This is a genomic window from Bradyrhizobium sp. CCGUVB4N (genome assembly GCF_024199945.1).
Taxonomy (GTDB): Bacteria; Pseudomonadota; Alphaproteobacteria; order Rhizobiales; family Xanthobacteraceae; genus Bradyrhizobium.
This window is the reverse complement of the sequence record NZ_JANADP010000001.1, coordinates 1,512,372-1,524,416: the sequence shown is the minus strand read 5'-3', so window position 1 is coordinate 1,524,416 and position 12,045 is coordinate 1,512,372. Positions and strand designations below refer to the sequence as shown.

Here is a 12,045-nt window from a genome sequence, read left to right as displayed (position 1 = left end):
CTGTGCGGGAGCGCCCATTTGGGTGAGCGCCCCTGCTCGCCCGCAGCTTCGTTCCCTGCCAGTTTCGAACCATGTCGTAAAATCAAGCCGAAACTTCTACATAACAGGCAACTGACCGGCCGAGCTATGCACGCCAACCGGAACCGCCGGTATCGCGCAACAGCGAGGCTGTGACGGACCACGGTCCTCTCGTGACCAAGTCACAATTACGTTTGGCCACACTCAACACTGCTTCGAGCAATCCGCCTCGCGGTCAACGCACCTCGCCTCCGCCCCCCTGTCATCGTTGTTCGCAATCGGCCTCGGCGCTTGTGCGCCTGTTGGCCCCGCCGCGTCGCCATGTTGGTCGCCCCCGGCGGCGACTTGGCCCCAGCTTGACGGCAGCCCACTCGGCTCGCCCGGGGCCGGTCGCCAATGCCCGCTACGCGCCTTACCGAGACTGCGCCATTATGCGCGATTCCTCGCAGCCGTTAACAGGCCCTCGCAGCGACACGCGGCCCAATACCTATGCGCTCGCCGCGCACTCTTCCGTTCGCTTTTCAGCGCGTCGCGCAAAGCTCCTGGTCTGGATTCTGGTCGACCGCGCACTCAATACGTTCTCGCATAGCTTGATCGATATCTTTTGCGCCAAGCAATTTTGGCGGCGGCGTCTCCTGCACCTGAAGAGCTGGTCTATCCCAGCTAGCGCAACCGCCGAGTCCTAGAATACCGAGGAGAGCTGAGAATGAGAGCAGAAAAACTGAACCCAAGCGCCACCGGATTGCTTTCTGACGTGAATTCATTCGGCCCTTCTTATATTGACTGCTGCGCCTGTGAATCGGCTGCAACGAGCATGTTGCTAAGTTCCTCCGACGGAGCCTTGTCCTTCGCAGCCGCGAGTGTGATGGATCCAACCGGCTGAATTGTGAAGTCCGAGGCAAGGTCTTGATAGGATAGAACAGCAAGATCGATCCCATTGCGGGTAAGAAAACCGCGGACAAACCGCCTTATATCCATCGAGGCAAGGATAACGGGCTGGATCTGACCTCGGACTGCGTTCGAATGGATCTGACGCATTTTTGACAGCAGCGCCTCGCTTTGCCAGTCCGTCAATACCAGGTAGGGCCCTTTGGGAGTGTCACGCACCGCGCTGCGAACAATATCCTCGGTTTGACGTTCGATGATGAAGACCGGCACGACACGGTGTGCGTTGGCATAGCGGTGGCAGATCTGCCGTCTCAGGCCGGAGCGAACATATTCCGTGAGCAAGACGACGTTTTGTTCACGTCCGCTCCATTCGGCCAATGCTTCCAAGACCAGCCGCGTGTTCCGGATCGGAATACCCTCTTCCAGGAGGCGCCGTAAGACGTCGGCGACCTTTGGGATCGGCGTCGTACGTAGTACCTCCTTCACCAAATCGGAATATTCCGTCTCCATCCGGGCCAGCAATTGGCGCGTCTCTTGGATACCCACCAAGCACTGTGCATAACGGGTCAACGCCGAATGGACGCGCAAGGCCAGGATTTCAATGGGACGGTGATGGCCGATGCCGGCTGCTTTGAGAGCCGGTGCGTTGCTCTGTTCAATCCAAATTTGGTTCGTCTCCGGGTCATGCCGAAACGGGATGCCGCTCAATTCAATGTTGGCCGGATCGTCGTGGAGTGCGAGCTGCGTTGGATCAATCAAACCTTGATCGACCGGGACGCCCTCGACATCCACCCTGAACTGCAACTCCGGCGAGCGCTCGTCGACCTCAACGGGGATGCGCGGAATCGTGATGCCAAGATCAGCTGAGACAAGTCCCGAAACGCGCGCAATGTGCTGTTGCAATTCGTCCTTGTCGATCGCCCGTGTCAGACTGGGCGCAAGGAACACCGCGACCGGAAGTGCCCCCGCGGGCACAGTTTGCTTGTCGGACTGTTCGGAAGCCGGACGAGAGACATCGGCGTTTTTCTTGGCGCTTTGGATGAAGCCGTCGGCAAAGCTCGCTGCCGCAAAGACTGCGGCCAACAGAAGAAAGACAGGGAGCGGGAAACCCGGAATGGCCCCCATTGCAACCAGGACGCAGGAAGATAGCCGCAATGCGTGCGGATTGGCCGTGAGCTGATTTACGATGTCCGTACCAAGATTGAGCCTTGCAACTCCATTGACACGAGTGATGATCGTCCCGGCAGTAATCGAAAGCAACAGCGAGGGAATCTGTGAAATGAGCGCATCACCTATCGTCAGCAGAGTATATTGATGCAGCGCCGCCTCGAAAGACATGCCCTTGGAGAGCAGGCCGATGGTGATCCCGCCCAGCATGTTGATGCAGATGACCACCAAGCCTGCGATGGCATCGCCCTTCACGAACTTCATGGCGCCATCCATAGCCCCATAAAGCTGACTTTCTTTCTCCAATGTAGCGCGCCGGCTGCGGGCTTCGTTTTGATCGATATGGCCGTTGCGCAGCTCCGCATCGATCCCCATCTGCTTGCCCGGCAGAGCATCGAGCGTGAAGCGCGCCGCCACCTCCGCCACGCGTTCAGCGCCCTTGGCGACGACGATGAACTGCACCATGGTCACGACTAAAAATATGACAATGCCGACGACGATGTTTCCCGATATGACGAAATCACCGAACGTGTGAATGATGCTGCCGGCATCCCCCTCGGCCAAGATTAGCCGCGTCGTCGAGATGGTAAGCGCCAGACGGAACACCGTGGAAATCAGGATGACGCTCGGCAAGGACGAAAAATCAAGCGGCGTGCTGATATAGAGAGCAACCATCAGCAGCAATATGGCGAAGCCCAGATTGAAGCCGATCAGCGTATCGATCGCCACTATCGGGATCGGCATGATCATCATGCTGACCGTCAGAAGCAGCGCCAACGCAACCATCAAATCGGAGCTGGCCGACGCGCGCGCAATGATGTGACGCATGACGCTAGCCATGGGGACCTTCCGATCGTTGGTTGATAGGGCCGGTGTTGTCACGCAACGAAACATAGGTTTGGAAAACCGCGCGCGCCTCGTCCATGAGGCCGGCCCGCCGCAGCGCTTGGCTACGCAACAGCATCAAAGAGATGCGCGAAGACGATCCATCATCAAGTGCGTCTAGTTTATCCAGGATCGGCAGTGCTTCATCGCCAAGGCCTTCCGAGATGAGGGCGTAGGCGAGAATCCGCAGCAGATCGACATCTTGAGTGTCGTCGCGGACGATGAGCCGCAAGAGAGCCAAGCATTCTGCACTTTGCCCACACGCAAGATGCAGATAGGAAAGTGCACAGAGCAAATCGCGCTCCTGTCCGGAACTCAGCGAGACGTTATCGGAATTGGAAACATCTGTCGTCCGTTGCGCTCCATCGGAGTTGGACATTGCTAGGCTTCGATCAGGCTGTTCCGGTTTTGCCGCAGCAGCGCCAGCCACTGCAGTCCCCGCTGTAGGACAACGACACCTTCGTGCGCCATCGAATCCGCAGGCGCGGCCGCCAGCTTATGGGTGAGACGTTCCAGAAGAGTGCTATACCGCTCTGCCCGCAGCATGTCGGGATGACGCAGCGTTGGTGTGACAAAAGAGAGCAGATCATGCGCGATATCGCGCCCATAGGCCGACGCCAACACCGCGGGCGGCTCGATCTCATGAGGGTGAGTGCGTACTTCGTTGAGACTGACGCGCCCGACTGCATCAATCTCTTTGGCCTCCCCTATGGCTTTTATCGCTACATCCGGCGGCATATGCGACGCACTCAGCTCGCGCCAGATCGACGCCGGCTCCTTCCCACCATCAGTGCAAGCACCGTCGATCTCAATCTTGTTGGGTTGGCAAATGGTCGGCCCGATGACCGGCACATGATGGTCCTCGTTTGGCCGCCGCGAAACACTGCTGGGCCCGACATCGTAATGGGACAGCTTTGACATGACGCTCTCCTTATCTTTCTTTCGAGCCCAGAAAGTCTAATAGGGAATGGCGGCAAAGCGGCCATTGCGGCTTAGCAGCACACGCCCCTCCTCGATTCGATTGACCGCCCATCCGTCGGCCAACAGAGCGCCGACGAAATACTTCTGTCCACCGATAAGAAGATAGGGTTGGGTTCCGCGCCAAACAGCTTCGACAGCGATTGAGGATGGCTGCTTGTCCTCCTTGACCACGACTCCGTTCACCAGTGCCACCGCGCCGTTTGTACGACCATCAAACCATTGCTGGAGCTCCTGCCATTTCGTAACCGCTGCAGGCGTTACTATTCCCTCAGCGCTCACAAACCCCGGCCCAGAACCGACCCTGATATCGAGCAGGCCGGCCTTATCAACTTCCTGTTTCAGCACTTCAGCTGCGGCCTCAGCTCGCCGGTCATCTGGTCTGTTCAAGCCCAGCTTGGGTACAAGCTTGCCGGCAGGCGACGCAATGGTGCTCGGTGCGCTTCCGCTGGCCTTGAAGAATATGGTCGAGAGAGCGCCTAGACCAAGAAAGGCGAGCAGCGCGATGGCGAGCGCTAAGATCGAAGCACGCGATAGGCTGATCGACCGAGCCTCAACCGTGTTCTGGATCGACCAGCGAATGGACATCGCACCCGCGCGAACGACAGCGGGAAGAGAAAGGACAACGCGCCCACCTGCGGCGATATCCTCTTCGCCCTCCGGGGCGCCTACGGCTGCAAGAGCCTCAATCTCGATTGAATTCCCAACAAGCGTGAAACGAAGGTGATGCGGCTCAAGCCCTTGTTCGACGAAGACCATATCTGCGTCGAGGCCACTACCGATAAGGCTCGCTCCGGCAGCCGCCTTCCCGCTTAGTCCGGCATAAAGCCCCGATAGCACCTCGAAATGCAAGGAGGCAGCAGCCTCATTCACGGACAATCCTCCGAACCAGGGAGCACGTGCAGGCGAATGCTGCACGATTCATATCCAGGCCGCACGGCTTAACATCGTCGCCTCGGCGGAAAAAGCGGAGCGAGAGCTCGCCCCGCTTTCCAGGCTCAACCGCTGGCCCGCTCAGCCGCCGCCTTCTTCTCGCTCGATAGCTCGGTCGACAGCGCACGCAACCGCATGTCCTGCACCATGGCTTGCTGATTAACAGCCTTCAACTGCGCGATCAGCGCCTCGAAGGTTGCCGCGTTACCAACAGTATCAAGCGCAGACGCGGCACCCGATGCCGCCGATCCGGCGGCAGGCGCGTTGATATTGCCACCGCCACCGCCACCGCCACCGCCACCGCCACCTCCGGGCTTGTTTTCGACCTTGCTCTCATTGTTGATGTCGTGGCCAGCTCCAGAAGAGCCAGGAGAATTTACTTTCGTCATGTCGTTTCACCTTCTGCTTGAATCTGCCGCCACGAATGGCGACGCACCCTTGACGCCGGACACTTCGACGTCAAGAACCCTCTTCCTCTTCTGTTTCAGCCACAGTCTCGTGAAACTTTTCCATGTTTCGCTCCACAGACTGGATCGCAACCATGCTAAGAACCGAACCAAAAGCCGATTCTAAGTTTTGGCGATCAGCTGCAGACGACGAGCTGTCACTATCAGAATTGGTACGAGTCACGTTCTCGATTGCTCCGGCCATCTGGTGCCTCTATATTTTAGTTCCATCAGAAAGGTGGCATCACCTCGCGATCCACGTTGCTTACGCTAACGAGATCAGCTGTCGAGAAGCTGACGTCGAACGACGGATCGGGAAAGTATCTCATTCAACCTCGCCGCCGAGGCAGGAGGACGGATTCGCGGGTACATGCGGGACCCGCCACTAAGCACGTTCTGGACCGCGCCTGTTAAGCTCTACGGCATCTCCGACGTGCACCCGACAGCCTTCGCTCGATCCATTCACACATTGCCATACGGGCACATCGTCATGCTCGTGGATCGCACTCTCGATGGCGAATGGCGAGGCGTAGATGCAACCACGCGCAGTCGGAAATGCCGACGCGAGGCTCGGCGGTGATGTTATTTGCGGCTCCTCGACGATGGTCATTCGCAACTGGACGACCGGAGGGGCCTTGTTCTTCCAGCATGCCACATCAGGAGATCGTCGTGCCGCATGTTCAGGGCCGCAGCAGAACACTCAGCGCCGCCTGGTGTCATCAAGATGGTCGCGCGGCACTGCGCAAGCGTTCTTTGATTCTGAGGCTCGTCAGCTTTTCGAAAGCTTGCGTGCCTATCCCGTAGCCTCGATCTCTAACCGCCGATCCCGCCCGTTGACCGCAATGGAACATGAACTCACATGCAGCTCAATAATTCTTTGCTACCAGGTAGTGCAAATCCAGCTCTGTCGGCGTTGGGACCTTCCGCGCACACACCCGGCCAGATTCGGCAAGGGGAACCTTCGACATTCGAGGCAATGGTGTCCGTTTGCACGCGGGACGACCAAGCCGACGCGCCCCCCCCGTCACCGGACCTACTGCACCCAAAGCTGCCTATGCCGGAGGATCCGCTGGACCACCTGCCCGCGCACGTGAAGGCGGCGATCGAGGCCATGGAGCGGGGCGAGCCCCTTCCCTCCTCAAGCGGCACATCGGCAAGCGGCACATCGGCGACGGCTGAACCCGCAGCTGATCTACCGACTGCTCCGGTGCCAAGCTCAAGGATCACGTGGAATGGCGGCACGCTGACTAATGCCGAGTTGCAGATCGTGGCAGTGCTGAACCGGCACAAGGACCAATGCCCGCTCAGCTGGGACTCGCTGGCAGACAAGGCCAACGATCCGTCGACGCCCGCGGATCTGAAGGAGGCGATCAATGGATTGCGGCGCGACCCAGAGCTCTTCTACGCAATTGGCTCCCAAGGCGACGGCCGCTGCGGAGGCAAGATCAAGGACAAGGATCTGTCAGAGTTTTCCGACAGCCACTCGCAGGTGGCCACATTCCAGGAGCAGCAGGCGCGCAGCTACGAGCAGAACTATATTCCATCCGACGGCACCGGGAATGGACAACCGTCGGTCATGACCTTGAGTGATGCATTGCGCGAGCTGTACAAGTATTCTGACTACCTGCCCAAGAATTTGAGCCTGGACGATTTCAAGGGGATCGTCGACGGCAACGCCCAAACCGGCAAGTGTCCGCCCCAGGTGATCGCGGCGGCTCAATACTTCCTCGACCATCCGGACACCTGGAAGCAGCTTTACGGTGGTGCGATTGATAAGGTCCACAAGGAAGACTTCCTGCAAGTCGCCTCGTCGTCGATGAACCTCTCGCAATGCGAGCTGGACACGCTCGGTACGATCAACAAGAATGAGGATGCCTTCTTCGGAGGCGGCGTCCTGACACGCGAGAAGTTGGCGAGCATGGCGGGCGACAAAACTCTCGACCCGAAGGTACGACAAGCGGCGTCACAACTGCTCTCGGATCCCGTGTTGTTCGGTCTGCTAAACAACTCGATTACGGGCTACAAGACCCATCACAAGTTCTTCGACTTCGGCGGCGGGCATACGGTCGATTCCGGTAATATCAGCAACAACGACTTCACGCACTTCTACAGCAACCTGTCGGCTGCGAACCACACCGTCCAGCAGACAAAGACCCACCTCCCCGAGACCTTGGCCCAACAGAACGCTGTCGCGGATATGCTAACGGGCGCGGCCGACCAGCCCGACATCAAGTCTCAGAAGAAGAACGGCGGGGCCCTCATGCATGGGCTCGACGGCGTGGCCAAAGTGGGTTCGAAGGTGCTTGATTGGACCGCCACGGCGGTCGGTCTGCTCGGTTTCGTTCCGGGTCTGGGCGAATTGGCCGATGCAGCATCAATGGCGCTCGAGTGCGAGTCGCAAGCAGCGAACCTTTTGCACACCGCCATTAGCGGGGGCAATATGAAGCAAGCGCTGGAAGAAGCTGGCCTCAACGTCGCGGCGCAGGCCGTTGGCTGCATCTCTGGGCCCGAGGTCAAATTCGCGATGCGCGAAGGGCTAATGAAGACAGTGATGGAAGGGGCTGCAACGAGCGGAATCGACCTGACGGTCTCGCAAGCGCAATCCTATGCGGACAACTATTTGGACGACCTGAAGACGAGGCTTGAAACTGAGCCCACATAAGCCACTGTCGGCGTTGAATGACCACATCGTCACCATCGGGAAACACATCGGAAACCAGCCATGACCTTGCATCAACTCTTGCAACATTCGAGTGACGCATCGAGGCGTCTTCCCGGCCATGAAGACGATCGCACTTGTCGGTCCGTCGGCCTTCCGGCTTTCGCGAGCGCGTCAAAGCGTCCATTCACGACACGATCGGCAGGGCAAACTGAAAGGTCGCGCCCGGCCCTTGGTTGCGGACGATTGACAGGCGCCCTCCGTGAGCTTCCACGATCGAACGACAGATCGACAGACCCATTCCAAGACCGCTCGTTTTGGTGGTGAAAAACGGATCTAAGATGCGATCCCTATCTTCCTCAGCGATCCCGGCGCCGCAATCGGTCACGGAGAGCTGCACGCGCCCATCACCGTTCCAGGAAGATCTGATCACCAGTCCGCGCGTTCGATCGTCAACCGCTTGCATGGCTTCGATCCCGTTCGTCACCAGATTGATGATCACCTGTTGCAGCTGAATCCGGTCACCAAGAATCGTGGGAAGCATTGGGGTCAACTCGGTTCGCAAGGCCACTTGGTGATTGACCAGCTCACGTGTCACCAGCGTGATGGCCTCCTTAACGACGTCATTGATATCGAGAGATACCATCTCGATCTCCCCTTTCTTCGCAAGTGCGCGGACCCTGCGGATCACCTCGCTTGCCCGGATCGCGTCCTTGGCGATCCACTCCACCGATCTGCGCGCGGCGGAAAGCTCAGGAACTTCGCGCCCCATCCAAGCGAGGCACGCATCGGCATTGCTGACAATGGCGGAGAGCGGCTGGTTTACTTCGTGGGCGATGGAGGCTGTTAGCTCCCCCAGCATCGTCACGCGCGATACATGAGCAAGATCCGCCTGTGCCTTCCGCAGCTCTTGTTCGGCCTGATCTGCGCGGATCTTCGCGGTGATGTCGGTGCTGACGCCTCGGTAGCCCAGAAAGTTGCCGCTGACATCAAAAAACGGCTTGCCGCTGGTCCGGACGTAGATCGGAGTCCCGGTCCTATTGACGGCGCGATAGACGAGATCACGAAATGGCAGATGTGCGTCTAGCGTCGCCCGATGCTGTCGCCACTTCTCGGGGTCTTCTTCGACGTCGCACGCAATTTTCCAAGGAGGCAGGCCGATGAGTCCTGTGGCCATGATGCCCGTAGCGCCGGCGTGCTCCGATAAGTGGGTGACCAGATGGTCCGGCCCGGTCTCCCAGAGCCAGTCGGAAGCAGTTTCGGCGTAGTCACGAAAGCGCTGCTCGCTCTCACGCAGCGCGGCAAGGGTGTTTTCCAATTGTTCCCTGGCTGCGTGTTGCTCGGTGACATCCATATGCGTTCCGATGAGTTCGACAGTGTCGCCATCGCTTCCCAACACAGCGTGCGCAACTGAGTGTATGTGCCTTATCGAGCCATCGGGAAGACGGATTCGGAAATCATACTCAAAGTTACCTGCCTTCTGTTCGATAGCCTGACGTTGCACTTCCTGCAGCGGCGCCAAGTCATCTGGATGAATACGCGACTGGATGGCCTCAAGCGATACAGGCTCGTCCGAATCGAAGCCAAACAGACGACTGACTTCGGCGGAGCGATACGCAAAACAGTGACGACGGCAGTCCCAGGACCAAGTACCTGTGCGACTCAGCTGCTGCGCGTCGGCCAGATAGGCCTCGCTACGGCGCAGCTGCTGTTCCGTCTGCTTGGCTGCTGTGACGTCCGTCGCCGCCCCGACGAACTCGATATCGCCAGACGCGGTTCTCGTAGCCCGTGCCAGCGTGTGAATATGCTTTACCGACCCGTCGGGCATCTGCAGTCGGTATTCATGCTCGAAATCCTCGCCTTGAAACGCTCGATCTGCCGTCTCTCGGACGGCGGCCTTATCTTCTGGGTGGACGCGATTAAGGACGTGCTGCAGTGTCGCTTTCGTCTCCGGATCGTATTGGAAAATCCGAAAAATTTCCTTAGACCAAGTGACCTCGCCGGTGGCGACGTTCCAGCCAAAGCTGCCGGCGTGGCTCAATTCCTGCGCCTGGGCTAATTGGGCCTCACTCCGCTGCAGCGCAAGTGCGGTCCGCTTCTGCTCGGTGACATCTTCGCAGGCAATGAGGACGATGGGCTTGTCATCGGCCCACAGCATGGCTTTGGCGTTTTCGCGCACCCACAGCACCGAACCGTCTTTCCTGATCTTCTGGATGTCCCAGGTGCGCGATTGGCCGATATTTGTAAGACACTCCCCGATACGTTTGCGAACGACCTCACGATCTTCTTTCAGAAAGACATTCAGCACAGATAGGCCTGCCAGCTCCCCAGGAGCATAGCCGAGTTGGGTCGCGCCGAAAGTATTGACGTTGAGGACCGTTCCGGCTTCATCGACCATGAAATACATAAATGGATTATGCTCAAAGATTGCGCGCCAGCGTTTCTCGCGGCCATGCAGATCGGCCGCTCTGTGCCGTAGCTTGGCTACGGACTCACGCGCAGCCTCCCTTTCGCGGCGGACCTTTCCGATCAGGTGCGTTCCGACAATTGAGACGGTTAGGAAGGTGACAATCACCAAAAGGTCCTGAGGGTCATCGATCCGGAGACTGAACGTCGGGGACGTAAACAAATAGGCCAACGCAGCGACGGAGGCGATAGAAAGCACCGACGATGCGATGAAGCCGCCTGTCAGCGAAAACAGCAATATCACCGCGAGATAGGCGAACGCCGTCGCTGCGAAAGGGCTGTGAATATAAACGGACACTAGCGTCACCGCCGCTAGCGCAACGCTTCCGAAAACCAGCTGCATCGCTGAACATCCAAACGTGGTGAGCTGGTTACACATGCTTGTAGCGGTCCGGCCTTCGAGCGGGTTAACAATTGAGCAAGAATACAACAATTCATTTCGACCCCGATAGGTGCTCCTGGGTGGTTTCGCGACCGGGTGCTGAACAGCACAGCCGAAGGAAGGCGCATTACAAACCTTCGTATAGTCTTCTTAAACTTATTAATATCGAACGCTCTCATAGGACAATTAGGTCTTGGTATTCACGCTGCTCGCCTTCTCCTCGATCGCAAAAACGCGATGCTGCAGCCGGATTGCCTGGAAGCCGGCAGAAGGGTCGAACGCAGTCGCGGTTAATCCGACAGATATGGCCCTTCGCGTCGGATTTTTTAGTTGCCCAGTGACGGGGAAGTCCGCGCTGTCTGACGCGGGATATGGGAATGGAAGCCGACAGTTTCCCCCAAGTTCATTGGTGCGGGCGGCCGGACTCGAACCAGCACAGGCCTTGGAGCTCCACGAATTGTCGTACCGCTTCGGCTTTAGTCGCCGCTCATCGGGCGCTCATGGTCTGGACTATCTCTTCACATTGGCGATGTCGCTGTAGGTGCTGCCAGTCTCGAGTCCTGAACCGGAAGTTTGGAGCATTGGGGCGTGATTTTGCCGGGACAATGTAACGACAGAAGCGCTCGATGGAAGCAAAGATGTCGTCGGCTGATCTGGTCCATCGGAACGGTTGGGGATCGGCGTTGTGTCGCTCGATGAACGAGGCGACGTCCACCCTAAGGGCAGCCAAGCTGCGATAGATGCCGAGCCGGATCGTCTTATCGGTGAGGAGCGCGAAGAAGCGCTCGACTTGGTTGAGTCCTGACGAACTGGTCGCGGTCAGGTGCACGTGCCAACGCGACCTTTTTGGCGAGCCATCTGCGGATCATTGCGGTCCTGTGCGTGACGTAATTGTTCGTGACGAGATCGACGTCGAGTTCGCGCGGTACGGCAGCCTCGATCTCGTCAAGAACCTTGCGAAATTCGGCGGTGCGATGGCGCCCGCAGCACTTGCCAATGACCCGTCCGGTCGCAATATCGAGGCCGGCGAACAGCTATGTGGTGCCATGGCTTTTGTCCGTCATGGCATCTTCGGGCCGCCTGGCCGGGATACATCGGAAGCATCGGCTGGCTTCGGTCCAGCGCCTGGATTTGGGACCTCTCATCCACACACAGAACGATGGCGTGCACCGGCGGTGAGACGCAGAGACCCACGACATCGCGCACTTTGGCCACGAAGTTCG

At 58.4% G+C, this 12,045-nt stretch carries 8 protein-coding genes; 1 reads left to right on the top strand and 7 read right to left on the bottom strand.

Annotated elements, in window-relative coordinates; translation table 11 throughout:
- Positions 1 to 792: 792 nt before the first annotated feature.
- From sctV to NLM31_RS06900, 6 genes are all read right to left on the bottom strand, one after another.
- Positions 793 to 2,913, bottom strand: coding sequence for a type III secretion system export apparatus subunit SctV (sctV, locus tag NLM31_RS06925; RefSeq protein ID WP_254128581.1), 2,121 nt, complete (start codon positions 2,911 to 2,913; stop codon positions 793 to 795).
- Positions 2,906 to 3,337 (bottom strand): M48 family metallopeptidase, encoded by a 432-nt coding sequence (locus NLM31_RS06920; protein WP_254128580.1) that lies wholly within the window; start codon positions 3,335 to 3,337, stop codon positions 2,906 to 2,908. The genes sctV and NLM31_RS06920 overlap by 8 nt, the downstream gene beginning before the upstream one ends.
- A 2-nt stretch (positions 3,338 to 3,339) precedes the next feature.
- A complete protein-coding gene (locus NLM31_RS06915) occupies positions 3,340 to 3,879 on the bottom strand; it encodes a hypothetical protein (protein ID WP_254191837.1) in 540 nt (179 codons plus the stop codon).
- Positions 3,880 to 3,915: 36 nt separating this feature from the next.
- Entirely contained in the window at positions 3,916 to 4,809 is an 894-nt protein-coding gene (locus NLM31_RS06910; RefSeq protein ID WP_254191836.1) for a hypothetical protein, read from the bottom strand.
- A gap of 125 nt (positions 4,810 to 4,934) precedes the next feature.
- Positions 4,935 to 5,258, bottom strand: coding sequence for a hypothetical protein (locus NLM31_RS06905; RefSeq protein WP_254191835.1), 324 nt, complete (start codon positions 5,256 to 5,258; stop codon positions 4,935 to 4,937).
- 70 nt (positions 5,259 to 5,328) lie between these two features.
- Complete coding sequence (locus NLM31_RS06900) at positions 5,329 to 5,520, bottom strand: hypothetical protein (protein WP_254128576.1); 192 nt, start codon at positions 5,518 to 5,520, stop codon at positions 5,329 to 5,331.
- A gap of 654 nt (positions 5,521 to 6,174) precedes the next feature.
- On the opposite strand from NLM31_RS06900, the gene NLM31_RS06895 reads away from it, so the two are divergent.
- Positions 6,175 to 7,977 carry an HrpF/NolX family T3SS translocon protein gene (locus NLM31_RS06895; RefSeq protein ID WP_254191834.1) on the top strand — a complete coding sequence of 601 codons (1,803 nt, stop codon included), beginning with the start codon at positions 6,175 to 6,177 and terminating at the stop codon, positions 7,975 to 7,977.
- A 184-nt stretch (positions 7,978 to 8,161) separates the two neighbouring features.
- Here the strand turns inward: NLM31_RS06895 and NLM31_RS06890 are convergent, their stop codons facing one another.
- Positions 8,162 to 10,783 carry a PAS domain S-box protein gene (locus NLM31_RS06890; RefSeq protein WP_375167468.1) on the bottom strand — a complete coding sequence of 874 codons (2,622 nt, stop codon included), beginning with the start codon at positions 10,781 to 10,783 and terminating at the stop codon, positions 8,162 to 8,164.
- Positions 10,784 to 12,045: the final 1,262 nt, after the last annotated feature.